Annotated in this window: 25 protein-coding genes; 10 read left to right on the forward strand and 15 right to left on the reverse strand. The window is 75.8% G+C overall.

Annotated elements, in window-relative coordinates:
* Positions 1 to 9: 9 nt before the first annotated feature.
* Positions 10 to 1,242 (reverse strand): ABC transporter substrate-binding protein, encoded by a 1,233-nt coding sequence (locus BMZ33_RS01485; RefSeq protein ID WP_091107048.1) that lies wholly within the window; start codon positions 1,240 to 1,242, stop codon positions 10 to 12.
* Positions 1,243 to 1,420: 178 nt separating this feature from the next.
* On the opposite strand from BMZ33_RS01485, the gene BMZ33_RS01490 reads away from it, so the two are divergent.
* Positions 1,421 to 2,266 carry a PaaX family transcriptional regulator gene (locus tag BMZ33_RS01490; RefSeq protein ID WP_091107050.1) on the forward strand — a complete coding sequence of 282 codons (846 nt, stop codon included), beginning with the start codon at positions 1,421 to 1,423 and terminating at the stop codon, positions 2,264 to 2,266.
* On the opposite strand, the gene BMZ33_RS01495 is transcribed toward BMZ33_RS01490, so the two are convergent.
* From BMZ33_RS01495 to BMZ33_RS01505, 3 genes are read right to left on the reverse strand one after another with little or no spacing between them, the layout of a single operon-like run.
* Positions 2,250 to 2,813, reverse strand: a complete 564-nt coding sequence (locus tag BMZ33_RS01495) for a DUF6158 family protein (RefSeq protein ID WP_091107052.1) — start codon at positions 2,811 to 2,813, stop codon at positions 2,250 to 2,252. The genes BMZ33_RS01490 and BMZ33_RS01495 overlap by 17 nt on opposite strands.
* 55 nt (positions 2,814 to 2,868) lie before the next feature.
* A complete protein-coding gene (locus BMZ33_RS01500; RefSeq protein ID WP_091107054.1) occupies positions 2,869 to 5,238 on the reverse strand; it encodes a bifunctional salicylyl-CoA 5-hydroxylase/oxidoreductase in 2,370 nt (789 codons plus the stop codon).
* A 5-nt stretch (positions 5,239 to 5,243) separates the two neighbouring features.
* Positions 5,244 to 6,854, reverse strand: coding sequence for an AMP-binding protein (locus tag BMZ33_RS01505; protein ID WP_091107056.1), 1,611 nt, complete (start codon positions 6,852 to 6,854; stop codon positions 5,244 to 5,246).
* Positions 6,855 to 6,975: 121 nt separating this feature from the next.
* Here BMZ33_RS01505 and BMZ33_RS01510 point away from each other — a divergent pair, with 121 nt between their 5' ends.
* Both BMZ33_RS01510 and BMZ33_RS01515 read left to right on the forward strand, forming a co-directional pair.
* Positions 6,976 to 7,812, forward strand: coding sequence for a PaaX family transcriptional regulator (locus BMZ33_RS01510; protein WP_169063746.1), 837 nt, complete (start codon positions 6,976 to 6,978; stop codon positions 7,810 to 7,812).
* A 56-nt stretch (positions 7,813 to 7,868) separates the two neighbouring features.
* The gene (locus BMZ33_RS01515) at positions 7,869 to 8,336 is read left to right on the forward strand and encodes a P-loop nucleotide/nucleoside kinase family protein (protein ID WP_091107858.1); all 468 of its coding nucleotides are present in this window, start codon (positions 7,869 to 7,871) and stop codon (positions 8,334 to 8,336) included.
* 95 nt (positions 8,337 to 8,431) lie between these two features.
* Here BMZ33_RS01515 and BMZ33_RS01520 read toward each other — a convergent pair whose 3' ends face one another.
* Together BMZ33_RS01520 and BMZ33_RS01525 are read right to left on the reverse strand one after the other, a co-directional pair.
* Positions 8,432 to 8,836 carry a RidA family protein gene (locus tag BMZ33_RS01520; protein ID WP_169063747.1) on the reverse strand — a complete coding sequence of 135 codons (405 nt, stop codon included), beginning with the start codon at positions 8,834 to 8,836 and terminating at the stop codon, positions 8,432 to 8,434.
* A 76-nt stretch (positions 8,837 to 8,912) separates the two neighbouring features.
* Entirely contained in the window at positions 8,913 to 9,671 is a 759-nt protein-coding gene (locus tag BMZ33_RS01525; RefSeq protein ID WP_091107060.1) for an SDR family NAD(P)-dependent oxidoreductase, read from the reverse strand.
* Between the two features lie 78 nt (positions 9,672 to 9,749).
* Between BMZ33_RS01525 and BMZ33_RS01530 the strand changes: the two genes are divergently transcribed.
* From BMZ33_RS01530 to BMZ33_RS01540, 3 genes are all read left to right on the forward strand, one after another.
* Positions 9,750 to 10,547, forward strand: coding sequence for an enoyl-CoA hydratase-related protein (locus BMZ33_RS01530; RefSeq protein WP_091107062.1), 798 nt, complete (start codon positions 9,750 to 9,752; stop codon positions 10,545 to 10,547).
* Positions 10,548 to 10,617: 70 nt separating this feature from the next.
* A complete protein-coding gene (locus tag BMZ33_RS01535; RefSeq protein ID WP_091107065.1) occupies positions 10,618 to 11,478 on the forward strand; it encodes an amidohydrolase family protein in 861 nt (286 codons plus the stop codon).
* Between the two features lie 30 nt (positions 11,479 to 11,508).
* A complete protein-coding gene (locus BMZ33_RS01540; protein ID WP_091107067.1) occupies positions 11,509 to 11,913 on the forward strand; it encodes a hypothetical protein in 405 nt (134 codons plus the stop codon).
* A 15-nt stretch (positions 11,914 to 11,928) separates the two neighbouring features.
* Here the strand turns inward: BMZ33_RS01540 and BMZ33_RS01545 are convergent, their stop codons facing one another.
* From BMZ33_RS01545 to BMZ33_RS01560, 4 genes are all read right to left on the reverse strand, one after another.
* Positions 11,929 to 12,798: a metal ABC transporter substrate-binding protein gene (locus tag BMZ33_RS01545; RefSeq protein WP_091107068.1), complete on the reverse strand. Its 870-nt coding sequence runs from the start codon at positions 12,796 to 12,798 to the stop codon at positions 11,929 to 11,931.
* Positions 12,795 to 14,078 (reverse strand): zinc metallochaperone AztD, encoded by a 1,284-nt coding sequence (gene aztD / locus BMZ33_RS01550; protein ID WP_091107069.1) that lies wholly within the window; start codon positions 14,076 to 14,078, stop codon positions 12,795 to 12,797. The genes BMZ33_RS01545 and aztD overlap by 4 nt, the downstream gene beginning before the upstream one ends.
* Before the next feature lie 103 nt (positions 14,079 to 14,181).
* Positions 14,182 to 15,057 carry an amidohydrolase family protein gene (locus BMZ33_RS01555; protein WP_091107070.1) on the reverse strand — a complete coding sequence of 292 codons (876 nt, stop codon included), beginning with the start codon at positions 15,055 to 15,057 and terminating at the stop codon, positions 14,182 to 14,184.
* 39 nt (positions 15,058 to 15,096) lie between these two features.
* Positions 15,097 to 15,729 carry a TetR/AcrR family transcriptional regulator gene (locus tag BMZ33_RS01560; RefSeq protein ID WP_091107071.1) on the reverse strand — a complete coding sequence of 211 codons (633 nt, stop codon included), beginning with the start codon at positions 15,727 to 15,729 and terminating at the stop codon, positions 15,097 to 15,099.
* 130 nt (positions 15,730 to 15,859) lie between these two features.
* On the opposite strand from BMZ33_RS01560, the gene BMZ33_RS01565 reads away from it, so the two are divergent.
* Positions 15,860 to 17,413 carry an APC family permease gene (locus BMZ33_RS01565; protein WP_169063748.1) on the forward strand — a complete coding sequence of 518 codons (1,554 nt, stop codon included), beginning with the start codon at positions 15,860 to 15,862 and terminating at the stop codon, positions 17,411 to 17,413.
* Positions 17,410 to 19,026 (forward strand): amidohydrolase, encoded by a 1,617-nt coding sequence (locus BMZ33_RS01570; protein WP_091107073.1) that lies wholly within the window; start codon positions 17,410 to 17,412, stop codon positions 19,024 to 19,026. The genes BMZ33_RS01565 and BMZ33_RS01570 overlap by 4 nt, the downstream gene beginning before the upstream one ends.
* On the opposite strand, the gene BMZ33_RS01575 is transcribed toward BMZ33_RS01570, so the two are convergent.
* The 3 genes from BMZ33_RS01575 to BMZ33_RS22925 all read right to left on the reverse strand — a co-directional run bounded on the left by BMZ33_RS01575 (position 19,023) and on the right by BMZ33_RS22925 (position 22,118).
* Entirely contained in the window at positions 19,023 to 19,646 is a 624-nt protein-coding gene (locus tag BMZ33_RS01575; RefSeq protein ID WP_091107075.1) for a TetR/AcrR family transcriptional regulator, read from the reverse strand. The two genes, BMZ33_RS01570 and BMZ33_RS01575, sit on opposite strands and share 4 nt — an antisense overlap.
* Positions 19,643 to 21,205 (reverse strand): MFS transporter, encoded by a 1,563-nt coding sequence (locus BMZ33_RS01580; protein WP_091107077.1) that lies wholly within the window; start codon positions 21,203 to 21,205, stop codon positions 19,643 to 19,645. Before BMZ33_RS01580 ends, BMZ33_RS01575 begins: the two co-directional genes overlap by 4 nt.
* A gap of 82 nt (positions 21,206 to 21,287) precedes the next feature.
* Positions 21,288 to 22,118, reverse strand: a complete 831-nt coding sequence (locus BMZ33_RS22925) for a helix-turn-helix transcriptional regulator (RefSeq protein ID WP_169063749.1) — start codon at positions 22,116 to 22,118, stop codon at positions 21,288 to 21,290.
* Between the two features lie 204 nt (positions 22,119 to 22,322).
* Between BMZ33_RS22925 and BMZ33_RS01590 the strand changes: the two genes are divergently transcribed.
* Positions 22,323 to 23,144, forward strand: coding sequence for an AfsR/SARP family transcriptional regulator (locus BMZ33_RS01590; RefSeq protein ID WP_091107080.1), 822 nt, complete (start codon positions 22,323 to 22,325; stop codon positions 23,142 to 23,144).
* An 80-nt stretch (positions 23,145 to 23,224) separates the two neighbouring features.
* Positions 23,225 to 23,437, forward strand: a complete 213-nt coding sequence (locus tag BMZ33_RS01595) for a hypothetical protein (RefSeq protein ID WP_091107082.1) — start codon at positions 23,225 to 23,227, stop codon at positions 23,435 to 23,437.
* 8 nt (positions 23,438 to 23,445) lie between these two features.
* On the opposite strand, the gene BMZ33_RS01600 is transcribed toward BMZ33_RS01595, so the two are convergent.
* A complete protein-coding gene (locus BMZ33_RS01600) occupies positions 23,446 to 24,420 on the reverse strand; it encodes a zinc-binding dehydrogenase (RefSeq protein WP_091107084.1) in 975 nt (324 codons plus the stop codon).
* A gap of 185 nt (positions 24,421 to 24,605) precedes the next feature.
* The gene (locus BMZ33_RS01605; protein ID WP_091107086.1) at positions 24,606 to 25,094 is read right to left on the reverse strand and encodes a single-stranded DNA-binding protein; all 489 of its coding nucleotides are present in this window, start codon (positions 25,092 to 25,094) and stop codon (positions 24,606 to 24,608) included.
* Positions 25,095 to 25,211 lie beyond the last annotated feature (117 nt).

Consider the following 25,211-nt stretch of genomic DNA (forward strand, 5'->3'; position numbering starts at 1 on the left):
GCACGCCGGTCAGCTGCCCGGCTGGGCGAACGAGCCGAGGTCGGTGACGACGCTGTTGATCAGCGTCCCGCCCTCGTCGGTGACCTCGCGCAGGTAGATGCTCTGCTCGGGCGACTGGCCGGTGAAGCTCCACGGGCCGCGCGGGCTGTCCTCGATCTCGCCCAGGCCGTCGAGCGCGGCCGACAGCTGGTCGCCGCTGAGCCCCTCGGCCTCGGCGAGGGCGTCGGCGAGCACGTTGGCGGTGTCGTAGGTGGTCATGCCGAACACCGTCGGCAGCTCGTCGTAGGCCGCCTGGTACGCCTCGACGAACGCGGTGTTGGCCTCGTTGTCGATCTCGGTGGAGTAGTGCAGCGTCGTCTGCACGCCGACCGCCGACTGGCCCTGCGCGTCGAGCACGCTGCCCTCGGTGAGGAAGCCCGAGCCGTACAGCGGGACGGTGTCCTTGAGGCCGAAGGCGTCGTACTGCTGCACGAAGCTGACCGCCTCGGCACCGGAGTAGAAGACGAAGGTCGCGGCGGCGCCGGACTCGCGGATCCCCGACAGGAACGGCTGGTAGTCCTGGGTGGTGCCGAAGGGCGTGAGCGCCTGGCCGGCGACCGTGCCGCCCCCGGCCTCGAACGCCTCGGTGAACCCGGCGACGACCTCCTGGCCGGCGGCGTAGTCGGGGGCCATCACGTAGACCGGGCCGACGCCCTCCTCGGCCAGGTGCTGCCCCATGGCCGAGGCCACCTGGGCGTTGGTGAACGACGTCCGCCACACGTAGGGGGAGGCGGCGTCGCCGGTGATCGCGCCCGCGCCGGCGTTGGCCACGATCAGCACCTTCTGCGCCTCGGTGAACTGCTCGGCCGCGCCCAGGGCGGTCGCGGAGTTGACGATGCCGACGACGACGTCGACCTGCTCCTCCTGCAGCAGCCGCTGGATGGCCGGGACGCCGGTGTCGGGGCCCTCGCCCTCGTCGGCGACGACGGTCTCGACCTCGTAGTCGCCCATCCGCCCGTCGTTCTGCTCCAGCCACAGGTCCCAGCCCTGCTGCATGTCCTCGCCGAGCGGCGTGTAGACGCCCGCCTGGGGGATCACCAGGCCGACGCGGATGGTGCCGCCGCCCTCCCCGCCGCCACCCTCCCCGCCGCCACCGGAGTCGCCGCCCAGGCTGCCGCCGCCGCAGGCGGTGGTGAGCGACAGCAGCGCCACCGCGCCGAGTGGTCCCAGCAGTCGTCCGCGGAACGGGCCGTGCAGCGCCATGGTCGTCTCCGGAGAATCAGGACGTGCTACACTGCACGTCGGTCAGCGCACGATGCTGTAGTATCACGGCCGAGTGTGTCAAGCCTCACTCCCCGGACCGGGGGCCTCGTGGCCGAGTCGTGACCGCGGCCGGGCGGTGGGCGGGGATCCGGACCCGGGCGGTGTCACCATGGTGGGTGTGGAGGTCGTCGAGGGGCCGTTCGTCACGCGGCGCCAGGAGCTCGGCGCGGCCAGCGCCCGCAGCCTGCTGCTCACCGTCCTGGGCGAGTTCGTGCTGCCCGGCGCCCGCCCGGTGTGGACGGCGACCCTCATCGACCTGCTCGCCGACCTCGACGTCGCCGAGAAGGCGGCCCGCCAGGCGATCATGCGGACCGCCGACAGCGGCTGGATCGCCGGCAGCCGGGTGGGGCGGGAGACCTGCTGGACGCTCACCGAGGCGGGCACCCGGCTGCTGCGGGAGGGCACCGACCGCATCTACGGCTTCGCCGCGGAGGGGCGGTCCTGGGACGGCCGGTGGCTGGTGCTCACCGTGGGCATCCCGGAGAACGCCCGCTCGCTGCGCCAGCAGCTGCGCACCCGGCTGGGCTGGGCAGGGCTCGGCTCGGTCAACGGCACCACCTGGGTGACCCCGCGGGTCGACCGCGAGGAGGAGGCACGGCGCGTCCTCGACGACCTGGGCCTGCTGGCGGGCAGCTGGTCGTTCCTCGCCCAGGCCGGGGTGGTCGGCGACGAGCGGTCGCTGACCCGGAGCGCCTGGGACCTCGACGCGATCGAGGCCCGCTACGAGGACTTCCTCGACCTCGTGCGGCGGCGCCGGCCGCGCACCGACCGGCAGGCCCTCGTCGCCCAGGTCCGCCTCGTGCAGGAGTGGCGACGCTTCCCGCTGCTCGACCCCGGCCTGCCGCGCGAGCTGCTGCCGCCGCGGTGGAGCGGCAACCGGGCGGCCGAGGTGTTCCGCGAGCGGCACGCCGCCTGGGCGTCGCGGGCCCAGGCGGCGTGGGCGGAGCTCAGCCGCGACCGCTGAGCGCACCGGCGTGCCCGGCCAGCCACGCCCGGCCGGCCTCGGTGAGCACCCGGCTGTCCTTCTCGGCCTGCAGCAGCGGCGGGTCCTGCCGGTAGAGCCGGGCCACCAGGTGGTTGTCGGGGGCGAGCTGGCGGGCGAGCTGGTGCGCCTCGAGCTTGTGCAGCCGCCCGCCGGGTGCCTCGGCGAAGCGCTGCAGCAGCGCGACCTGCGCCGCCTCCGGGTCGCGGTGCGTGCCCGCGGCCGCGGCCGGCGCCGGCTCCTCGTCGAGGAGTGCCGTGACCGCGCGGGAGAACGTCTGCACCAGGTCGCGGATCCGGTCGTCGCGCGACGGGGTGGCCGCCTCGCCGCCGGAGCCCTGCCAGGTGCGCTGCGGGTGCCGGCGCAGGTACTCCTGCTCGAGCTCGAGCATCCGCTCGGTGTGGGTGCGGAACTGCTCGGCGGTGCCGTGCAGGAACACCCAGTGCCGCATGGCGTGCGCGTGCACGCCCTGGCGCTCGAGCTCCTCGTCGGACAGGTCGCGGGCGGGGACGCCCGGTCGCTCGGTCATGTCTGCTCCCTCGCTCGGTCGGCCGGCCCAATCTGTGTGGTCCCCGTTCCGCCCGTCAAGGCCGGCCGGGCCCCGGGCGCCACCGGGCGTGCCGCGTGCCGGCGTGCCCGCTGCGGACCAGCTCCAGCCGCGGCCGCGGCCCGTCGGTCCGGCCGGTCTGCGGCCGGCGGCTCCCGGCCCGGAAGGGCGCCGGCCACTCCGCCCCGGGGCCGCTGTAGCCCTGCTCGGCTGCGGCGTGCAGCGTCCACTGGGGGTCGTAGAGGTGCGGGCGGCCGAGCGCGCACAGGTCGGCGCGGCCGGCCAGCAGGACGGAGTTGACGTCGTCCCAGCTCGACAGCGCGCCGACGGCGATGACCGCGACGCCGAGCTCGCGGCCGACCTCGTTGCGGATGCGGTCGGCGTAGGGGGTCTGGTAGCTGCGGCCGAACGCGGGCCGCTCGTCCTTGACCACCTGGCCGGTGGAGACGTCGATGCCGTCGGCGCCGTGCTCGGCGAAGGCCCGGGCCACGCGGACGGCGTCGTCGACGTCGGTGCCGCCCTCGTACCAGTCGGTCGCCGAGATGCGGACGGTCACCGGCCGGTCGGCCGGCCACGCGGCGCGGACGGCGTCGAAGACCTCCAGCGGGTAGCGGAGCCGGTCCTCCAGCGTCCCGCCGTAGCGGTCGGTGCGGTGGTTGGACAGCGGCGAGATGAAGGAGGAGAGCAGGTACCCGTGCGCGCAGTGCAGCTCGAGGACGTCGAACCCGGCGCGGGCGGCCGACAGGGTGCTCGCCACGAACTGCTCGCGGATGGTGGCCAGGTCCTCCTCGGTGAGCTCGCGGGGGACGGCGTTGGCGGGGGAGTAGGGGACCGGTGAGGGGCCGACGACCTCCCAGCCGCCCTCGGGCAGCGGCTCGTCGATGCCCTCCCACATCAGCCGGGTGGAGCCCTTGCGGCCGGAGTGGCCGAGCTGCACGCCGATCCGCGCGTCGGTGGTGCCGTGCACGAAGTCGACGACGCGCGCCCAGGCGGCCTCCTGCTCGGGCGTGTACAGCCCCGAGCAGCCCGGGGTGATCCGGCCCTCGGGGGAGACGCAGACCATCTCGGTCATCACCAGCCCGGCCCCGCCGAGGGCCTTGCTGCCGAGGTGCACCAGGTGGAAGTCGGTGGGCAGGCCGTCGACGGCGGAGTACATGTCCATCGCCGAGACCACGACGCGGTTGCGCAGTTCCAGCCCGCCGAGGCGGAAGGAGTGGAACATCGGCGGCCGCGGGTCGGCCGGCTCGGGCTGGCTGCGGGCGAACCAGGCGTCGACGCCCGCGACGAACTCCGGGTCGCGCAGCCGCAGGTTGTCGTGGGTGACCCGCCGGCTGCGGGTGACGATGTTGAACGCGAACTGCTCGGGCGGCTGGTCGACGTAGTGGGCGATGTCCTCGAACCACTCGAGGCTGGCCTTGGCCGCGCGCTGGGTCGACAGCACCACCGGCCGGCGCTCCTGCTCGTAGGCGGTGAGCGCGGCGTCGAGGTCGGGCTGCTCGTGCAGGCAGGCGGCCAGCGCGAGGGCGTCCTCCATGGCGAGCTTGGTGCCCGAGCCGATGGAGAAGTGCGCGGTGTGCGCGGCGTCGCCGATGAGCACCAGGTTGCCGTGCCGCCAGGTCTCGTTGGACAGCGAGCGGAAGTTCAGCCACTTCGAGTTGTTCGCCACCACGCGGTGCCCGCCGAGCACGCCGGCGAACAGCTGCTCGACCAGCTCGATCGACTTGGTGTCGCTCTCCCCGGGCGGGAGGTCCAGCGCGGCGACGTCGGCGAAGGCGCGCTGCCAGACGTCCTCGTGCATCTCCACGATGAACGTGCTGCCGGTGCGGTCGTAGGGGTAGCCGTGGATCTGCATGACGCCGTGCGGCGTCTCCTCCACGTAGAACTTGAAGGCCTCGAACACCAGGTCGGTGCCCAGCCACATGTACTTGCAGCGGCGGGTCTCCACGGTGGGCCGGAAGACGTCGGCGTAGCGGGTGCGGACGGCGGAGTTGGCGCCGTCGCCGGCGAGGACCAGGTCGTTGTCGGCGCACAGCTGCTCGACGTCGGGCGACTCGGTGCGGAAGTGCACCGTCACGCCCAGGTCGGCGCAGCGGCGCTGCAGGATGCCCAGCAGCTCCCTGCGGCTCATCGCGGCGAAGCCGTGCCCGCCGGAGGTGGTCACCCGGCCGCGGTGGTGGACGTCGATGTCGTCCCAGCGGGCGAAGTGCCGCTCCATCTCCCGGTAGACGGCCGGGTCGGCGTGCTCGATGCCGCCGAGGGTCTCGTCGGAGAAGACCACGCCGAAGCCGAAGGTGTCGTCGGGGGCGTTGCGCTCCCAGACGGTGATCTCGTGGGTCGGGTCGAGCTGCCGGGCGAGGGCGGCGAAGTACAGCCCGCCCGGCCCGCCGCCGACCACCGCGGTCCGCATGCCGCTCACCGCAGCCGGTACCGCTGCAGCTTGCCGGTGCTGGTGCGCGGCAGCTCGGTGCGGAACTCGACCGCCCGGGGGCTCTTGTAGGGCGCGATCACCTGTCTGCACCACTCCTGCAGCTCGTGCGCCGGCACCTCGCGGGTGCGGTCGGGGTTGAGCACGACGAAGGCCTTGACGATCGTGCCGCGGTCGGGGTCGGGGGCGCCGACCACCGCGCACTCGACCACCTCGGGGTGGCCGAGCAGCGCCTGCTCCACCTCCGGCCCGGCGATGTTGTAGCCGGCCGAGACGATCATGTCGTCGGTGCGGGCGCGGTAGGTGAAGTAGCCGTCGGCGTCGCGGACGTAGGTGTCGCCGGTGTAGTTCCAGCCGTGCCGCACGTAGACCTCCTGGCGGTCCCCGCCGAGGTAGCGGCACCCGGTCGGCCCACGGACGGCGAGGGAGCCCTCCGTCCCGTCGGGCAGCTCGGTGCCGTCGTCGTCCAGCACGGCGGCGGTGTAGCCGGGGACGGCGCGGCCGGTGGTCCCGGGGCGGATGTCGTCGTCGGCGGCGGAGATGAACACGTGCAGCATCTCGGTGGCGCCGATGCCGTCGATCACCTTCACCCCGGTGGCGTCGTGCACGGCGTGCCAGACGGCGGCGGGCAGCGTCTCCCCGGCCGAGACCGCGCGGCGCAGCCCGGCCAGCGCGGGCGCCCGGCCGCCGGTGACGATCGCCTTGTAGGCGGTGGGCGCGGTCGACAGCACGGTCACCCCGTGGGCGGCCACCGCGTCGGCGAGCTGGTCGGGCGAGGCTCGCTCGAGCAGCAGCACGCTCGCGCCGGCCCGCAGCGGGAAGACGACCAGGGCACCGAGGCCGTAGGTGAACGCGATCGGTGGCGACCCGCAGAACACGTCGCCGGGCTCCGGGCGCAGCAGGTGCGCCGAGAAGGTGTCGGCGATGGCCAGCACGTCGCGGTGGAAGTGCATGGTGGCCTTGGGCCGGCCGGTGGTGCCGGAGGTGAAGGCCAGCAGCGCGGTGTCGTCGGCGGCGGTGGGGACGTCGGCGAAGACGTCCGGCCGGGCGGCGGCGCGGGCGGCGAGGTCGCCGGGCCCGTCCCCGCCGAAGGCGACGACGGTCAGCCCCGGGACGGCGGCCCGCTCGAGGTCCTCGGTCAGCCGGGCGTCGCAGAGGGCGAGGGCCGGCCGGCACATCTCGCCGATGGTGGCCAGCTCGCCGGCGCGCAGCATCGGCATGGTGGTCACCGCCACGCCGCCGGCCTTGAGGACGGCGAACCAGCAGGCGACCAGCCAGGGCGAGTTGAACCCGCGCAGCAGCACCCGGTTGCCCGGCACCAGGCCCAGCTCGCCGGTCAGCACGCCGGCGATCCGGTTCGCCCGCGCGCGCAGCTCGCCGTAGCTCCAGACCTCACCGTCGGGGGTGCGCAGGCAGGGCCGGTCGGCGCCCAGCCGGTCGATGGTGCCGTCGAGCAGCTCGGTCGCGCAGTTCAGCCGGTCGGGGTAGGCCAGGTCGCCCAGGTCCAGCACCGGCCAGGTGTCCGGCGGGGGCAGGTTGTCCCGGCAGAAGGTGTCCACGTGGGCGGAGGGGGTCAGCGACGGCGCGCTCAGCGTCATGGGGATCTGCCTCCCGGAGGTCGCCGGGTCCGGCCCGGCCGCACCCTGCGCCTCAGTATGGCGTTCCCCTGACGGGAGTCAACACCGCGGCATACCGCTCCCGGTTCCGTATCGTGTCGCCGTGACCGCCGCAGTCCCCGCCGACGTGGCCACCGGGGTGGTGACGCAGCCGCGGCAGCTGGTGGTGACCCTCTACGGCCTGTACGCCCGGGAACGCGGCGGCTGGCTGTCGGTGGCGGCGCTGGTGCGGCTGATGGCGGCCCTCGGCGTCGACGAGCCCGCCGTCCGCTCGACGGTCTCCCGGCTCAAGCGGCGCGGGTGGCTCGAGGCCCGGCGAGAGGGGGACGTCGCCGGGTACGCGCTCACCGACGCCGCCCGCGAGGCGCTGGCCGAGGGCGACGCCCGGATCTTCGGCCGGCGGCGGGCCGGGGCCGACGACGGCTGGCTGCTGGTGGTGTTCTCCGTGCCGGAGTCCGAGCGGGAGCAGCGGCACCGGCTGCGCTCGGAGCTGACCCGGCTGGGCTTCGGCACCGTGGCGCCCGGCGTCTGGATCGCCCCGGCGCACCTGGCCGAGGAGGCCGAGGAGGTGCTGCGCCGCCGGGACCTGCACGGCTACGTGGAGCTGTTCACCCGGGCGCGGGTGCCCGGGGGTGCCGCCCGGGAGGCGGTGGCCCGCTGGTGGGACCTCGACGCGCTGCACGAGCGCTACGCCCTCTTCCTCGACCGGCACGCCGGCGTGGCGGCCGGCCGCGGGCGCCCGGACCCGGCGCGCGCCTTCGCCGACTACGTCCGGCTGCTCACCGACTGGCGGGCGCTGCCCTACGCCGACCCGGGGCTGCCGCTGGACCTGCTGCCCGCCGACTGGAACGGTGTGCGCGCCGCGGACCTCTTCGCCCGGCTGCACGAGCGGCTGGCGGGGCCGGCCGCCGAGCAGGCGGCCCGCCTCGTCGCCGGGTGAGCACGGTGCCGGCGCACCCGGTACCCCGGGACCCGTCCGCGGCCACGGTGCTCCTGATGGTCGGGCTCCCGGCGGCCGGGAAGACCACCCGGGCCACCGAGTTGGCCTCGGGACACCGGGCGCTGCGACTGACCCCGGACCACTGGATGGTCCCGCTGTTCGGCGATCCGATGGCCGACGGCAGGCGCTTCGTGCTGGAGGGACGGCTGATCTCGGTCGCTCTGCAGGCGCTGCGGCTGGGGACCAGCGTCGTGCTCGACTCCGGGCTCTGGGGCCGCGATGAACGGTCGGCCCTGCGCCGGCTGGCCCGATCGGCCGGCGCATCCTGCGAGGTGGTCCACCTCCCCGTGGACGAGGACGTCCAGCTCGCCCGGATCGCGCACCGCCGGGCGGCGGCGCCGCAGCGGACGTTCCCGATGACGGAGGCCGACGTGGACCGATGGCGGGAGCAGTTGCAGGTGCCCGACGCCACCGAGCTCGGCGGCGGCGCCATCCCCGACCCGCCGGCGGGGTGGCGGAGCTGACCGGAGTGTGCAGCGGACCACTGGCCCTCGTGCACCGACAGCTGACCTGACCTGCGGGCGCCCGCAGCCGTCGTCGCCGGTCGAGGACCCGCGGGTCAGGCGGGCAGGACGGCGGAGCCCTGGACCTCCACCAGCGCCTCGTCGTCCCACAGCCGGGCCACGCCGATGCCGGCCATCGCCGGGTAGTCGGCCCCGACCAGGCGGCGCCACACGCGGCCGATGTCGCGGGCGTGCGCCCGGTAGTCGGCCAGGTCGACGGCGTAGACGGTGAGCGAGGCGAGGTCGCCCGGCTGCCCGCCGGCGGCCCGCAGCGCGGTCAGCAGGTTGCCCAGCGCCCGCTCGAACTGGGCCACGACGCCGTCCCCGACGATCCGGCCGTCGGCGTCCATCGCGGTCTGCCCGGCGAGGAACACCACCCGTCCCGGACCGGCGACGACGGCGTGCGCGAAGCCCGACGGCCGGGCCAGCTCCGGCGGGTCCACCCGCTCGAGTCCGCTCACGATGCCTCCCGTCCGCTCCCGCGGGGCGCTCCGCTCCTCGCTCGTTCCTCGCTGCGGTGCTCACGCCCCTGTCCGCTCACGACTGCACCGACCCCCCGTCCACGTTGATCCCCTGCCCGGTGACCGCCGCGCTCGCCACGCACAGCAGCACGGCGTCGGCGACCTCCTCCGGGTCGACCAGCCGGCCGATCGGCTGGCGCCGCGCCAGCGCCTCCCGGGCCTGCTCCGCCGTGCGCCCGGTCGTCTCGCTGATGGCCGCGACCGTGCGCTCGGTCATCGGGGTGTCGACGTAGCCCGGGCAGACCGCGTTGACGGTGACCCCGCGGCCGGCCACCTCGGCGGCCGCCGACCGCACCAGGCCGAGCAGGCCGTGCTTGCTGGCGGTGTAGGCGGCGACGTAGGGGTCGCCGCGCTTGGCGGCCACGGACGCCACGGCCACCGCGCGGCCCCAGCCGGCGTCGACCATGCCGGGCAGCGCGCGGCGCAGCAGCCGGAAGGGTGCGGTCAGGTTGAGCTCCAGCATCCGGGCCCAGTCCTCGTCGGTGGTGCGCGCCAGCGGCGCGGAGACCCCGGCGCCGGCGTTGAGCACCAGGACCTCCACCGGGCCGTCCCACTCCCGCTCGACCCGGCCGACGACGTCCTCCGCCGCGCCCGGTGCGGTCAGGTCGGCCGGGACGACGAGCGAGGGGCCGGGCAGCCCGCCGGCGACCGCCTCGAGCTCGGCGCCGCTGCGCGCGGTGAGGGCCACGGCGTGCCCCTGCGCGGACAGCCGGCGGGCGACGGCGGCGCCGATCCCGCGCCCCGCGCCGGTGACCAGGCAGCGGCGGGCAGGCACGGCCGGAGCTTGCCACCGCCGCGTGACGACCGTCAACATGACGACATACCCCACCGGACGCGACGAAGGGTCCAGCAGATGAAGCCCGAGGAGTTCACCGACATCCGCTACGAGGTGGAGGAGGACGACCACGCGGTCATCACCATCGACCGGCAGGAGCGGATGAACAGCTTCCGCGGGCGCACGGTGGACGAGCTGATCTCGGCGTTCAAGCACGCCTGGGCCGACCACCGGGTGGGCTCGGTGATCCTCACCGCGGCCGGCGAGCGCGCCTTCTGCACCGGGGGCGACGTCAAGGAGCGCGCGGAGACCGGCGGCTACGGCGAGACGGAGTGGGGCACCTTCGAGATCGAGCGGCTGCACCGGATCATCCGCGACATCCCCAAGCCGGTCATCGCCGCGGTCAACGGCATCGCGATCGGCGGCGGCCACGTCCTGCACGTGCTGTGCGACCTCACCGTCGCCTGCGAGGAGGCCACCTTCGCCCAGGCCGGCCCCCGGGTGGGCTCCTTCGACGCGGGCTTCGGCTCGGCGTACCTGGCCCGGGTGGTGGGGGAGAAGCGGGCCCGCCAGATCTGGTTCCTGCTCGACCGCTACGACGCCGCGACCGCCGAGCGCTGGGGGCTGGTGAACGCGGTGGTCCCGCGGGACCAGCTGCTCGACACCGCCCGCGAGTGGGCGCGCAGGATCGGCTCCTACTCGCCGACGGCGCTGCGCTTCCTCAAGCACTCCTTCAACGCCGACTCCGACCACCTCTCCGGCATCTCCCACCTCGCCTTCGACGGGCTGGCCCAGTTCGCGGTCAGCGAGGAGGGCATGGAGGGAGCGCAGGCGTTCGCCGAGAAGCGGCAGCCGGACTTCCGCCGCTTCCGGTGAGCGGCTCCCGCGCGGCGACGGGCTACACCCGGCCTTGACCGGCGGCGCAGGGGTGTAGAGCATCGCAGGCGTGCTCGACGGACACGTCCTGGTGGACGCGCACGTGCACGTGCCCACGCTGACCTCGCTGGCGCCGGCGTGGGTGGACTGGGCGCGGCGGTTCGGCCGGCCGGGCGTCCTCGAGGAGGTCTGGCGCGCCGACGGCACGCCCGACCCCGAGACGCTCGACCGGCTGTTCGCCGAGGAGGGCGTCGACGTCGCCCTGCTGTTCTGCGAGTACAGCCCCAAGGCCACCGGCTACCAGCTCTTCGACGACCTGCTGCCGCTGGTCGAGGCCAACCCGCGGCGGTTCCGGCCGGTGGCCAGCGTCAACCCGCACCTGCACTTCCCGATCGCCCGGGAGCTGGAGCGCCAGCTCGACCTCGGCGCGGCGGCGCTGAAGATCCACCCGGTGCACGGCGGCTTCCGCGCCGACGACGCGGCGATGTACCCGGCCTACGCGGTGCTCGTCGAGCGCGGCGTCCCGCTGGTGGTGCACTGCGGCACGAGCAGCTTCCCGGGGTCGACCAACGCCTACGCCGATCCGCAGCTGCTCGACGCCGTGCTGCGCGACTTCCCCGACCTGCACGTCGTGCTCGCCCACGGCGGCCGCGGCTGGTGGTACGACGCCGCGGCCTTCCTCGCGGTGTCGCGGCCGAACGTCTGGATCGAGCTGTCCGGGCTGCCGCCGAAGCGACTGCCGGAGTACTACGCCCGCTTCGACCTCGGCCGGCTGGCCCGCAAGTGGATCTACGGCACCGACTGGCCCGGGGTGCCGGGGCAGGCGGCCAACGCCCGCGCCGTCGCCTCGCTCGGCCTGCCCGACGACGTCGTCCCGCTCGTGCTGGGCGGCAACGCGCTGCGGGTGTACTCCGGGCTCGACCCGGCCTGACCCGCCCGAGGGGTCCTACGCTCCGGCGGCGTGCCGCACCGGTGGACGCTCGCGACGGTCTCCTCGGTCCAGCTCGCCGCCCAGGCCGTCGGCCACGTCGTCGCGCTGCGGCGGCGCCGGCACTTCGACGTCCCGTTCCTGACGGGGAGCCCGGAGCACCTGGTCCGCGACTGGCTGTGGTTCGGCACGGCGTACAGCGCGCCGCCCTACCTCCTCGGGCCGCAGCTGTGGGCCACCGCCCGGCTGTGGCGCGGCGAGGACGACCGCGCCCGCCGGGTGCTCCGCCGGCTGGGCACCGGGCTGGCGGTGGGCTACCCGAGCGAGCGGTGCAGCCGTGACCGTGTCCGCCCGGGCGGGTTCGACCCGGTCGAGACGCCGGTCGTGGTGGCCGGGTGGGGCGGTGCGCTGGCGCTGGCCGTCCTCGCGCGCCGCTGACGCGGGACACGGGGGTCAGCCGTCGCAGGCCAGGCCCCGCGCCAGCGCTGCCAGGTTGCTCCGCATGAGCCCGGGATAGGTCTCGCCGTCCTCCACCCGCTCGATCGGGTGCAGCACGTCGGTCGCCGTGCCGAGGTCGGCGGCGAGGGTCCGGGCCACGGCCGGCCCGGCGGCCGCCTCGAAGAAGACGGTCCGCGCCTCGGTGTCGCGGACCTCCTCCGCCGCGTCGCGCAGCCGCGCCGGCGAGGGCTCCACCCGGGGGTCGAGCCCGGTCACCCCGACCTGGCGGAGCCCGTAGCGGTCGGCGAGGTAGCCGAACGCCTCGTGCGCCGCGACCAGCGTGGCGCCCCGGCACGGCGCGAGGGCCGCCGCGTACTCGGCGTCCAGCGCCGCGAGCTCCTCGTCGAGCCGGGCGGCCGAGCGCGCGTACTCCCCGGCGTTGCCGGGGTCGGCGTCGGCCAGCTCGTCGGCCACCCGCCCGCCCAGCTCGGCCAGCCGGACCGGGTCGAGCCAGAAGTGCGGGTCCGGCGGCAGGTCGGCGAGGTCCACGGCGTCGACCAGGTGCCGTGGCGGCTGCTGGGCGAGGACCTCGTCCACCCCCGGCTGCATGCCGCCCGACAGGTGCACCACGACGTCGGCCCCGGCCAGCGCCACGACCGCCTCGGGCGTCGGCTCCAGCCCGTGGCTGTCACCGCCGCGGGGCGTCAGGTTGGTGACGGTCACGCGGTCCCCGCCGACTCGCTCGGCGACGTACTCCAGCGGGGCGGAGGTGACGGCGACGGCGAGCCCGTCGCCGTCCCCGTCACCGGTCCCCCCGGCGCACCCGGTGAGCCCGCACGCAGCCGCCCCGGCCAGCGCGGCCGCCCGCAGCCGGCGCCGGTTCACTGCCCGTGCCCGTGCTCGTGCTCGTCGACCTCGCCGGTCACGCCGGCCAGCTCGTTGGGCGTGACGTCGAGCTGCGCGGTGTCCCAGACCTCGCCCGTGGCGACGTCGACGGCGTGCAGCGAGTTCGTGGCCGGCTCGGTGACGTAGGCGGTCCCGTCGAGGACGACGAGCTGCGGGTGCGGGTCCTGCCAGTCCTCCGACTCCTCCCAGGCGCCGATGACCGGCACCGACCGCGTCACCACGCCGGCGACCGGGTCGATCACGTGCAGCGCACCGTCGGTGCCGAGGACCAGCGCCTCGCCGTCCTCGCCCCGGGCCAGCGACCGGTACCAGTAGGACGACGGCAGGTCCACCAGCCGCAGCTGCGCAGTGGCGGTGTCGACCAGCGCCACCCGGGTGGGCCGCTCGACCTCGGCGTCCGGGTCGGTCTTGTAGTCACCCAGCACGATCGGCGACACGGGGCTGCCGGCCTGGTTGCCGATGCGGCCGTAGGCGTCGGGGCTGGCGACCTTCGTGACGGCACCGTCGGCGACGACGAGGACGCCGTCCTGGCAGCCGATCACCACGGTGTCCTCGCCGGCGACGGTCTCGCCGTGCACGCCGGGGCAGTCGTCGGACGCGGCGAGCACGGTGCCGGCGGCGTCGAGGAGCCGGACCCCGGTGCGGGCGTCCTCGGTGCCCTCGGAGACGAGCACCGTGCCGTCGGCCAGCTCGAGCGCCACACCGTGGTGGGGCGAGGGCGTCCGGTGCTCCCAGGTCTCGCGGTCGGGGTCGGCCACCGCCGCGCTGTCGAAGGCGGTGACCTCGCCGGTGCCGTCGTCGAACAGCACGGTGCGGCCGGCGTGGGCGACGACGTGCCCCGGCGTCTCGGCCTCGACCACGACGTCGGTCAGCTCCGGGTCGGCCGTGTAGTAGTGGGCGTGGTCGCCGTGCGGCTCGGCCCACGCGCCGCCGTCCAGGAGCCGGAAGCCGCCCTGCGTGGACACGAGGAAGTGGCGGCCGTCGCCGGCGGGGTCGAGCCGGTTGAAGCCGGCGAGCTCCTCGTCGGCCAGCACCTCCAGGGTCGAGGCGTCGACCACCTGGACGCCGCCGTCGTAGGTCAGCGCCAGCCGGGGGGAGCTCGAGGCGACCTCCGTGGGCCCGGCGGGCGACGCGGACGCGGAGGGGGTGGGGGCGGCCGCGCCGCCCCCACCGGTCGCGGCGCAGCCGGTCGCGAGCGCCAGGGGGAGCGCGGCGGACAGGGCCAGGGTGCGGGGGACGAGGGACGGGGAGCGGCGCACGGGTCCTCCAGGGCGGAGTGGGCGGGACACCACCACACTAGTCAGAACGATAATCGTTCTCACTAGTGGGGTGCAGCGACGCTCCCTGCGCGGGCCGCCCCGCTCAGCGCCGGAGGCCGAGGGCGCGGATCGCGTTGTCCTTCATGACCAGCGGACGGACCTCCTCGCGGACGTCGAGGGCCTCGAAGTCGCGGATCCAGCGCTCGGGGCGGATGAGCGGGTAGTCGGAGCCGAAGAGCACCTTGGTCCTCAGCAGGGTGTTGGTGGCGCGGACGAGCTGGGGCGGGAAGTACTTCGGGGACCAGCCCGACAGGTCGATGTAGACGTTGGCCTTGTGCTGGGCGACGGCGATCGCGCTGTCCTGCCAGGGCACCGAGGGGTGGGCCATGATCACCGTCAGGCCGGGGAAGTCGGCGGCGACGTCGTCGAGCAGCATGGGGTCGGAGTAGCGCAGCTTGATGCCGCGCCCACCGGGCAGCCCGGAGCCGATGCCGGTCTGGCCGGTGTGGAACAGCGCCGGCACGCCGAGGGTCTCGAGCTCGGCCCAGAAGGGGTAGTGGCGGCGGTCGTTGGGCTCGAAGGCCTGGATCGAGGGGTGGAACTTGAACCCCCGCACGCCGTGCTCGGTGACCAGCCGGCGGGCGGCGCGGATGCCGGCGGTGCCGCGGTGCGGGTCGATCGAGGCGAACGGGATGAGCACGTCGGGGTGCTCGGCGGCCGCGGCGGCGATCTCCTCGTTGGACAGCGCCGGGTGCCCGGTGGCCAGCTCGCCGTCGACGGTGAACACGACGGCGGCCATGTTGCGGGCGCGGTAGTCGGCGGCGATCTGCGGCACGGTGGGGTGGTAGGGGTCGCCCTTGAAGTACGCGGCGGCCGCGTCGAGCAGCTCGTCGTCCATGGACAGGGAGCCGTGCAGGTCCTGCTCGACGTGCACGTGCACGTCGATGGCCACCAGCGCGTCGAGGTCGGGTCCGGTCACGCCGTCATCGTTCCCCCGGGGCACGCGCGCCGCCCGCGGTCAGCCGGTGACCGGTCCCGTCGCGGCGGCGAGGCGGTGCCGCAGCCCGGTCAGCAGGGCGGCCAGCCCGATCTCGAAGGCCTCGTCGGCCCGGCGCGGCCCGCCCGGGGCCGCACGCAGCGCCTCGTCCAGGGCCGGCAGCTCGCCGTCCCCGTCCCGCCACACCGCCTCCGGGGCCGCCAGGTCGAGCGCCGCCCCGAGCGCGTAGCTGTCGAGCACGCTGATCCAGAGCAGCACCTCGCGGGCCGGCACGCCGGCCTCCCGCAGGAGGGCCGCCACCCGGTCGTAGCCGCGCAGCACCGGCCCGCCGGTCATCGTGTTCTCCGTCAGCAGCGGGATCAGCCGGGGGTGGCGGGCGAGCGCGTCCCGGTAGGAGCGCATCCACGCGGCGAGCTGGCCGGTCCAGTCCGTCCCGTCCAGCGGGGGGATCCGCATGCCGGCCAGCACGACCCGCTCGCGGAGCGCCTCGATGATCGCCCCCCGGCCGCTCAGGTGGTTGTAGACGGCGGACGCGCTGGTGCCCAGGCGGCTCGCGAGGTCGGCCATCGTCAGCCGGCCGGTCTCGTCCACGCAGGCCAGGGACGCGTCGACGATCGTGTCGACGTCGAGCAGGCGCCTGCGCCGCTGGACCACGTCCGGCCCTCCTCTCTCCCGCCCCGAGCCTGGCACGCACCAGGGGCTTGACCGGTGTGGCCCGCCTCACCCATGCTGCTAAGTGAACGTCATTCACTTTAGCGTCCCGAGGCCCCGAGAGGACCCCGCCGTGACCACCACCTCCCCACCCGCAGGCCGCCCTGACGCGGACGCCGGGCAGCTCAAGCGCGGCGTCCTCGGCACCGGGAGCCTCGTGTTCATGGTCGTCGCGGCGGCCGCGCCCCTGACCGTCATGGCCGGCGTCGCCCCGCTGGCGATCCTGGTCGGCGGCGTCGGCGCGCCGGTCGGCTACCTCGCCGCGGGGCTCGTGCTGACCGTCTTCGCGGTCGCCTTCACGCGGATGACCCGCTTCGTGGGCAGCGCCGGGGCCTTCTACGCCTACATCGCCCAGAGCCTCGGCCGGGGCTGGGGGCTGGCCGCCGCCCTCCTGGCGCTGGTGTCGTACAACGCCCTGCAGATCGGCGTCTACGGGCTGTTCGCCGCCCAGGCGCAGGAGACGCTGGCCGACGTCTTCGGCGGAACCGTGCCGTGGCCGGTGATCGCGGTCGCGTCCGTGGGGCTGGTCCTGGTGCTGGCCTGGCTGGGCATCGACGTCGGCGCGAAGGTGCTCGGCGTCCTGCTGGTCCTGGAGACCGGGATCCTGCTGCTGATGGCGATCGGCGTCCTCGCCGACGGCGGCGCCTCCGGGCTGGACGCCGTGTCCTTCACCCCGGGCGCCGTCTTCGGCCCGGGCATGGGCGGGGTCCTCGCGTTCTGCTTCGCCGCGTTCATGGGCTTCGAGTCCACGGTGCTCTACCGCAAGGAGGCCCGGGACCCCGAGCGCACGATCCCCCGGGCCACCTACGCCGCGGTGGCCTTCATGGCCCTCTTCTACTGCTTCATCGTCTGGGCGGTGATCCAGGCGTTCGGCAGCGACGCCGCCGTCGCCGCCGCCGGGGACGACATCGCGGGCATGTTCTTCACCGTCATCGAGACCCACGTCGGGCCGTGGGCCAGCACGCTGATGCACCTGCTGGTCATCACCAGCGTCTACGCCTCGCAGATCGCCTTCCACAACGCGATCACCCGGTACACCCACGCGCTGTCCCGGGAGGGCGTGCTCCCCGCCTGGGTCGGCCGCGTGCACCCGCGCTTCGGCTCGCCGTACCGGGCGAGCATCGTCCAGAGCGTCCTGGCCGTCGCGGTGATCGCCGCCTTCGCCCTCGCCGCCGCCGACCCCTACACCCACCTCCTGCTGTGGGTGAACACCCCCGGCGTCGTCGGGGTGCTGGTGCTGCAGACGCTCACCGCCGTCGCCGCCGTCGTCTACTTCACCCGGCGCAACCCCGCGGCGAGCACCCGGACCGCGCTCGCCGCCGCGGTCGCCTCCACGGTGCTCCTCGCGATCGCGACCTACGTCCTGGTCACCAACATCGGGCTGCTCACCGCCGCGTCGCCGGGCGTCAACGCCGCGCTCGTCGGCATCGTGCCGGCGACGCTCGCGCTCGGGGCCGTCCTGGCGGTCTGGCTGCGCCGCCGGCGTCCGGCCACGTACGCGGGCATCGGCACGGGTGGCGGCGAGGGTGGCGGCGACGGACCGGACGGCGGGGCGCCGGACGCGCCGGACCTCCCCGGTGTGCCCGCCCGCCCGGCCGCCCGCACCACCGAGGGGACGCCGGCGTGAACGCCGACCTCGTGCTCTGCGCCGACACCGTGCACACGCTGGCCGGAGGGCGCCCGGTGCAGGCCGTCGCCGTTGCCGGCGGGACCGTCGTGGCCACCGGCACCCGGCGCGACGTCCGCGACTGGCGCGGGCCGCGCACCGAGGTCGTGGACCTCGGCGCCGCCGCGCTGACCCCCGGGCTGACCGACGGCCACCTGCACCCGGTGATGGGCCTGCAGCTCACCGCCGACGTCGACCTCTCCACGGCCCGGTCGCTCGAGGAGGTCCACGAGCGGCTGGCCGCGGCGGCGGACGGCCGGCCCCGCGACGCCTGGGTACAGGCCTGGGGCCTGGACCCCAACCTCTTCGGCGGCCGCCCGGTCACCAGCGCCCCCGTCGAGGCGGCCGTGGACGGGCGCCCGGCCTTCGTCCGGCTCTTCGACGCGCACTCCGCCCTCGCCACCGGCCGCGCCCTGGCGATCGCCGGGGTCGACGGGCCGCGGCAGTTCGCGCAGCGCTCCAGCGTGGTGTGCGACGACGACGGCCGCCCCACCGGGCTGCTGCTCGAGTTCCCCGCGATGGACCTGGTGCAGGAGCGCGTCCCGCTCGACCCGGTCCCGGTCCGGGCCGCCCAGCTGCGCGCCCTGCTCGGCGAGATGGCGGCCACCGGCCTCACCGGCGGCCACGTGATGGACCTCCTCGGCGACAGCCGGGCCGTGGTCGCCGCCGCCGAGGACCTCGGCGACCTCCCGCTGCGGCTGCGCTTCGCGCCGTGGTGCGTGCCCGGGGTGGACGCCGACGGGATCGCCGAGCTGGTGGACCTGCAGGCCCGCCGCGGCCGGCGCTGGTCGGTCGGCGGGGTCAAGTTCATGGTCGACGGCACGGTCGACAACGGGACGGCGTGGCTGGAGCAGCCCGACGCGCTGGGCGAGTCCACGGAGAGCTTCTGGCCCGACCCGGCCGACTACACCGCCGCGGTCCGGGCGCTGGCGGCGCTGGGGATCCCCACGGCGACCCACGCGATCGGCGACGCCGCGGTGCGCCACGTCCTCGACGCGCTCGACGGGCTGCCCCGCTCGCCGGCCGGCCCGCACCGGGTGGAGCACGTCGAGACCCTGCCGACGGACCTCGTGGGCCGGTTCGTCCGGCAGGGGGTCGTGGCCAGCATGCAGCCGACGCACTGCACGCACTTCACCCGCGCCGACCACACCGACAACTGGTCGGCCCGGCTCGGCCGGGAGCGGGCCGACCGGGCGTGGCGCTGCCGCGACCTGCGCAACGCCGGCGTGCCGCTGGTCCTCGGCTCGGACTGGCCGGTGGCGCCCTTCGACCCCCGCCGGGTGCTCGCCGACGCGCAGCTGCGCCGGCCCGCGGGCGAGCCGGACGTCGCGCCGGTGCAGCCGCACCAGGGCCTCACGCCGCTCATGGCGCTGCAGGGGTACACGTCCGCGGCCGCCTGGGCGGCCGGGGAGGCCGGGATCGCGGGCCGGATCGAGGTCGGTGCGCGCGCCGACCTGACCGCCTTCGCCGTCGACCCGCTCGCGGCCGACCCCGACGAGCTGGCCGACGCGCCGGTCGTGGTGACCGTGGTGGACGGCGCCGTCGTGCACCGCGGCGCGCTGGTGGACGGCTAGCTGCCGGCGCCGGCCGGGATCAGCCGGGCGGCGAGGTCGCGGGCCGCGGCGGCGGCGCAGCGGCGGAACAGCTCGTCGTCCCCGGTGCACAGCCAGTTGACCGACAGGCCGAACAGCAGGCCCAGCACCGACTCGGCCAGCACCTCGACGTCGCCGGACCAGGTGCCGCCGTGCGCCCCGGCCACCCGGTGCAGCAGGTCGAGGACGTCGCCGCGGTACTGCTCGGTGGACTCGCGGGCCGCGACCCGCAGGTCGTCGTCCCGGCCGCCCATCATGGTCAGCTCCTGGAGCACGATCTCGGCCCCGGGGTCGGCGACGACGGTGTCGACGTAGCCGACCAGGGCGCGGGTCAGCACCTCCTCCGGGGTGCCCCCGGCCTCGACCGCGCGCCGCAGCAGCGCCGTCGACCGCTCGCGGTCGTCCTGGAAGACCGCGCGCACCAGCTCGGTCTTCGAGCCGAAGGCGTAGTGCACCGCCCCCAGCGGGACGCCGGCCTCCTTCGCCACCGCGCGGGTGGTCAGCGCCCACGCCCCCTCGCGCTGCATGACCCGCATGGCGGCCGCCACGAGCTGGGCCCGGCGCTGCGCGACGGGCACGTGCGGGCGCCTCGCGCCGGTCACCGGGCCACCGTCCCCGCCGTCGTCCCCGCCGTCGTCTCCGCGGCCGGCAGCTCCTCGGGCGCGGGGGCCGGGGTCGCCCCGGTCCCGCGCAGGAGGACGACGGCCTGCACCGCCACGTACGCGGCCAGCACGGCGGCGACGCCCAGCACCGCGTGCATGCCGGTGACGAACGCCTGCCCGGCCTCGGCCAGCAGCGCGGTGGCGGCGTCCGCCGGCAGGGCGGCCGCGGCCTCCGTGGCGCCGCCGAGCGTCTCGCGCGCGGCCGCGGTGGCGGCCGCGGGCACGCCGTCGACGCCGTCGAGGTGCGCGGCGTAGACCGCCAGGCCCAGGGTGCCCAGCACCGCAGTGCCCATCGCGCCGCCGAACTCGTAGGCGGTCTCGGACACCGCGGCCGCCGCGCCGGCGCGCTCCGGCGGCGCCGTGGTGAGGACGACGTCGTTGGTCAGCGCCTCGGCCGCACCCACGCCCGCGCCGATGAGCAGGCCGGCCCCGACGAGGACGACGCGGTCGCCGTCGACCCCGAGCCCCGTCGCGGCGGCCAGCCCGGCCGCGGCCAGCGCCATGCCGCCGCCGATCACCCACCGCAGCGGCAGGTGACGGGCCAGCCACGGGGCGGCCAGCGACCCGGCCACCGTCGCGAGCGCCAGCGGCAGCATCCAGGTGCCCGCCACCAGCGGGCTCATCCCCAGCACCAGCACGAGGTACTGCGGGAGGAAGAACATCAGGCCGAGCAGCGCGAAGACGGTCAGCAGGTTCGTCGTCACCGCGATGGTGAACGCCCGGGAGGCGAACAGGTGCAGGTCGAGCAGCGGCTCGGCCAGCCGGCGCTGCCGGCGCACGAACGTCCACAGCAGGCCCAGCCCGGCGGCGAGGGCGGCGAGCACCGGCACGCCGATCCCGTCGTGGGCCGCGGTCTTCAGGGCCCAGACGACCGGCAGGACGCCGGCGATCGACAGCACGGCCGACAGCACGTCGAACGGGCCGGGCCGGGGGTTGCGCGACTCGGGCAGCGCCAGCGGGGCGCTGACCAGCAGCAGGACCATGACCGGGACGTTGAGGAGGAACACCGAGCCCCACCAGAAGTGCTCGAGCAGCAGCCCGCCCACGATCGGGCCGAGGGCGGCGCCCCCGGAGAACGCGGCGGCCCAGACGGCGATGGCCAGCCGCCGCTCGCGGGCGTCGGGGAACACCGAGCGCAGCAGCGCCAGCGTCGAGGGCATCAGCGTGGCGCCGCCGAGCCCGAGCAGCGCCCGCGCCCCGACGAGCATCGCGGGGGAGGTGGCGAACGCCGCGAGCAGCGACGCGCACCCGAACGCCGCGGCACCCGCGACGAGCAGCCGGCGGCGGCCGATGCGGTCGCCGACGTTGCCCATGAGCACCAGCAGGCCGGCGAGCAGGAAGGAGTAGATGTCGACGATCCACAGCAGGTCGGTCGACGTCGGGCGCAGGTCGGCGGTGAGCGCGGGGACGGCGAAGCCGAGCACGGTCATGTCGACGCTGATGAGCAGGACCGGGAGTGCCAGGACGGCGAGAGCCGACCAGCGGCGGAGGGGGGTCACGGGTTCCTCGGGACGGTCGTGGCGGAGTGGCCACGTCCAGCATGGCACGTAGTTGGTCGATCGACCAACTACGTGCCGGTGCTCAGTGGACGTCGAGGTGGTCGCCGCGGCGGGGGGTGGGGATCCGGGCCGGCCCGGGGGCGGGGGGCAGGAGGCCGGCGTCGCGGGCCCGCTGGACCGCCATCAGCCGGTCGCGCACGCCGAGCTTGCGGTAGAGGTGCTCCAGGTGCTTGTGCACGGTTCGGGGGGAGGTCTGCAGCCGGCGGGCGATGGCCTGGGCGGTGAGCCCGGCGCCCAGCAGCGTCAGGACGGCGAGCTCGCGCTCGGTGAGGCCGGCGTCGCGCGCGCGGTCGCCCGGCCCGTCCGGCAGGCCGCGCACCACCCCGTGCTGGCGGACCAGCGCGCTCAGCGCCGGCAGCACCAGGGCGGCCAGGTCGGTGTCGGCGTCGCCGTAGTCGTCGTCGGGACGGCTGAGCACGTACGCCGCCATCCCGCCGTCCGTGCCGCCGGCCCGCAGCGGCAGGGCGAGCTGGCGGGCGATGCCGAAGGGGCGCGCGAACGCCGACCACTCGGCCGCCATCGCCGCCGGGGCCACCTCGCGGGGCACCCGCCCCAGGACCTGGGGTGCCGAGCTGCCGGTGACGGCGTACCAGCGGATCAGCGGGTGGGTGGTCGCGTCGGGGCGGAGGCCCGACGGCGGCACCGTCGGCAGGTAGCCGTCCGGCCAGCCGCGGACGACGTGGTCCACCCAGGCGCGGTCCACGACGTGCAGCGAGCAGCAGGCCGCGCCGAAGGACGTCACGAGCAGGTCGGCCACCCGCCCGTGCGGGAACTCCCGTGCCCCGGGCCGCGCCTGCAGGAGGTCGCCGACGAGCTCCAGCCACGCTGCGTGACAGGTCGTGACCCGCGACACGGGACTGAGGGTAGTCCGACGGTCGCTGCTGGTGCAGGGACGAACGTCCCGCCGCGGCTCGCTACGCACATGTGCGTAGCGGGCCGCGCGCGGACGGCCCCGGCCACCCGGGCGTGGCTACCGTGTGTCCTCCCCCCGCCGGGACCGGCGCCGGCGGCGCCCTCCCTCCCCGTGCCCTGCCCGTCGCGAGCGGAAGGACCTCGCGTGGACCGTCCTCCTCCTGCTGCCCACGTCACGCTGCTCGACGGCTTCGGGCTGGACCTGCCCGGCCGCCCGCGGCGGTCGGCCGCTGCCGAGCTCCCCCGCGCGGTGCAGCGGCTGGTCGCGCACCTGTGCCTGTCCTCCCGGCCGACGCGGGGAGCGACGGCCGGCCACCTGTGGCCCGACGTCCCCGAGGACCACGCGCACGGGAGCCTGCGGTCGGCGCTGTGGCGGCTGAACCGGGCCGCACCGGGCCTGGTCGAGGCGTCGGGGAGCACCCTGCGGCTGGCCGCGGACGTCCGCGTCGACGTGCGCGACCTCAGCGACTGGGCACGGCGGGCGGTGTCGCCGTCCGTCCGGTCCGGGGACGTCGCCGCGCCGGACACCGCGCTGCTGGGCGACCTGCTGCCCGGGTGGTACGACGACTGGGTGCTCCTCGAGCGGGAGCGGCTGCGCCAGCTGCGCGTGCAGGCGCTGGAGGCCGTGGCGGTCCGGCTGGCCTCGGCCGGCCGCCACGGCGAGGCCCTCCAGGCGGCCCACGCCGCGGTCGGCGCCGAGCCGCTGCGGGAGAGCGCGCACCGGGTGGTGGTCGGCATCCACCTGGCCCAGGGGAACGTGGCCGAAGCGGTCCGCGCCTACGAGGTGTTCTGCACCCTGCTGGCCGACGAGCTCGGCGTGCTCCCGACCGCGCTGATGACCCGGCTGGTGGAGCACGTCCCGCGGGTGCGGCGGGCGCTCGCCGCGCAGCGCGCAGGCCGCGCTCCCGGCCGGGCCGCGCCGGTGGTCATCCGTCTGGGGGACTGCGCCACGGGGCGTGACCGCTGAGCATGGGGCGTTCCCCTCGACCGCGGTACGCGGTACCCCGAGGTGGAGCCGCGACACTGCGGAGCACCCCGAGGAGAGACGTGGCCGACGAGCCGAGTGCGGCACTGCTCATCCGCGTCTGGCTCGAGGACTCCGGGGGGTTCCGGGCGCGGCTGCTCACGCTGCGGGACGCCACCGGGCAGGCGCCCGCGGAGGAGGTGACGGTCGCCGTCGCGTCGTCACCCGGCGACGTGCTCGACGCCGTGCGCGACTGGCTCGACGGCTTCACCGCCCGGGCCGGCGGGGGGACCTGAACCCCCGGTCAGGCCATGTCGACGGCGATCTTGAGCTGCCCCGGCCGTGGGGAGATCGCGGCGGTGAAGGCCGCCTGCACGTCGGCGACCGGGTGGACGTGGCTGACGTAGGCCTCCCGCAGTCCGGGGTGCGCCGCCAGGTACGCGCCCGCGTCGGTCAGCACCCGGCGCCGCTCCAGGGTGACGCCCGAGCGCAGGGTCAGGTTCTTGCGGAGGAAGGTCATCATGTCGAAGGGGTACACCGGGTCGTCGGGCACGCCGAAGTAGAAGACCTCGCCGCCGGGGGCCACGGCGTCCAGGGCCGGCTGCAGCGTGGAGACCTGGTGCCCGACGGCCTCCACGACCACCGACGGCCGGTCGGCGTCGGACAGCCGGCCCGCCCACCGCTCGGCCCGGGCGGTGACCGTCTCGTCCACGCCGAAGACCGACGCGACGTCACCGCGGTCCACCGGGTCGACGCCGGTCACCCGGGCCGCTCCGCGGGTCTTGAGCACGGAGCTGAACAGCAGGCCGATGGGGCCCTGGCCGATCACCGCGACCGCCTGCCCGGAGACGTCGCCGAGCTGCTCGACGGCGTAGAGCACGCAGGCCAGGGGCTGCAGCATCACCGCCGTGGTGGCCGGCAGGGCGGTGTCGTAGCGGGCGAGGCCCTCGCCGTCGGTGACCACCAGCTCGGCGATGCCGTCGAACATCGACGCCCAGCCGACGACGAGGTCGCCGGGGGAGTGCTCCGGGTGCCGGCTGGCGACGACCTCCCCGACGATCTCGTGCATCGGGAAGCCCGGCGCCCGGGTGGCGCCCCAGCCGTCCTCGGCGGCCGGGTGCGGCCACAGGCCGCCGCGGAAGTTGGGCAGGTCGCTGCCGCAGATGGCCCCGGCGCGGGTGGCCAGCAGCACGTGCCCGGGCGACAGCGCGGCGGCGTCGGGCGCGGCGACCTCGACCTGCTCGAAGCGGAAGGGGCCGCTGAGCGTCTGTGCCCACATGGTGTCCTCCGTGTGCCCGCCGTGTGCCCGCCGTCCGGCGCGGCGTGCCCGCACCGGACGGTGCCACACCCCGGGACGCCGCACCCCGGGACGCCACACCCCGGGACGCCACACCCCGGGACGCCACACCCTCGGGCGCGGGACCCCGCGGTCGCCGACCGCGAGGCCCGGCCGGTGACCCGGGGTCAGAAGGGCGGCTCGTCGCCGGCGTCGCCGGCCGCCGCGCCCCACGGGTCGGCGCCGCCGCCCCGCCCGTTCCCGGTGGCCGGGCCGCCCTCGCCGGACCCGCCGCCCGGACCGCCGCCGGACCGGGACGCCTTGGCGACGGTGGCCGTGGCGTAGCGCAGCGACGGGCCGATCTCGTCGACCTCCAGCTCGATGACGGTGCGGTTCTCGCCCTCCTTCGTCTCGAAGGAGCGCTGCTTGAGGCGGCCCTGCGCCATCACGCGCGAGCCGCGCGTGAGCGACTCGGCGACGTTCTCCGCCGCCTGCCGCCAGACGCTGCAGCGCAGGAACAGCGGGTCGCCGTCCTTCCACTCCTGGGTCGAGCGGTCCAGGGTGCGCGGGGTCGAGGCGATGGTGAAGTTGGCGACCGCGGCGCCCGAGGGCGTCCAGCGCAGCTCGGGGTCGCTCGTCAGGTTGCCGATGACGGTGATGACTGTATCGCCGGCCATGATCCGGTCCTCCGTGTCGTTCGGTGCACAGCTCAGGTGAGCGCCCGGAGGTTAGGAGCAGCCACCGACAGTTCCCGGAGCCCGCACCGCAGCCCCCGGCACTGTCACTGGCCGGTG

Origin of the sequence: Geodermatophilus dictyosporus (assembly GCF_900115505.1) — a bacterium.
GTDB classification, from domain to species: Bacteria; Actinomycetota; Actinomycetes; order Mycobacteriales; family Geodermatophilaceae; genus Geodermatophilus; species Geodermatophilus dictyosporus.

Excerpts from the sequence above, each read along its gene's own strand:
- BMZ33_RS01485 (WP_091107048.1), bottom strand. The coding sequence starts at position 1,242 with ATGGCGCTGCACGGCCCGTTCCGCGGACGACTGCTGGGACCACTCGGC.
- BMZ33_RS01495 (WP_091107052.1), bottom strand. The coding sequence starts at position 2,813 with ATGACCGAGCGACCGGGCGTCCCCGCCCGCGACCTGTCCGACGAGGAG.
- BMZ33_RS01500 (WP_091107054.1), bottom strand. The coding sequence starts at position 5,238 with ATGCGGACCGCGGTGGTCGGCGGCGGGCCGGGCGGGCTGTACTTCGCC.
- BMZ33_RS01505 (WP_091107056.1), bottom strand. The coding sequence starts at position 6,854 with ATGACGCTGAGCGCGCCGTCGCTGACCCCCTCCGCCCACGTGGACACC.
- BMZ33_RS01515 (WP_091107858.1), top strand. The coding sequence starts at position 7,869 with ATGGTCGGGCTCCCGGCGGCCGGGAAGACCACCCGGGCCACCGAGTTG.
- BMZ33_RS01530 (WP_091107062.1), top strand. The coding sequence starts at position 9,750 with ATGAAGCCCGAGGAGTTCACCGACATCCGCTACGAGGTGGAGGAGGAC.
- BMZ33_RS01600 (WP_091107084.1), bottom strand. The coding sequence starts at position 24,420 with ATGTGGGCACAGACGCTCAGCGGCCCCTTCCGCTTCGAGCAGGTCGAG.
- BMZ33_RS01605 (WP_091107086.1), bottom strand. The coding sequence starts at position 25,094 with ATGGCCGGCGATACAGTCATCACCGTCATCGGCAACCTGACGAGCGAC.